Here is a 466-nt window from a genome sequence, read left to right as displayed (position 1 = left end):
GGGGGCGGCGCATACGCAACCGCGAAAAAGAAGTAAAAATCCTAGTGGATTGGCACATACTAAACGCGCAGGTAGAGGAGATAAACGCTTTCAGCGCCCACGCCGATTATTTTGAAATACTTGAGTGGATGAAAGCGGTCGACACTTCCCGCCTTAAAAAGATATTCCTCGTTCACGGCGAAAAGAAAGCGCAGGCTCACTGGAAAAAATATCTTGAAGAAAACGGTTACCCGGATGTCGAGATTGTAAAGTTCGACATACCATACGATATGAAAGTCTAAATTTTTACCACGAACCACAATAAATGGAAGAATATTTTAGATCTTCTGAAAGTGTTTTTAATTGGTTATCCGATTTTATTAATCTTGAGCGGGGACAGAAGCCAAAAAGTTTCAGAATAGAGAGGATGGAAGTTTTAGCGGAATTGGCGGATCATCCTGAGCTCTGCGCTCCTTCCATTCACATC

General features: G+C 42.7%; 1 protein-coding gene. It reads left to right on the top strand.

Features of this window, described 5'->3' with window-relative positions; genetic code table 11:
* Positions 1-281 (top strand): MBL fold metallo-hydrolase RNA specificity domain-containing protein (locus ACYVRA_RS08750; protein WP_461252330.1); only part of this gene is annotated, 281 nt, incomplete at its 5' end.
* Positions 282-466 lie beyond the last annotated feature (185 nt).

It is taken from the genome of Treponema sp. R8-4-B8, assembly GCF_054786175.1.
This window is presented reverse-complemented; position numbering and strand designations above follow the sequence as displayed.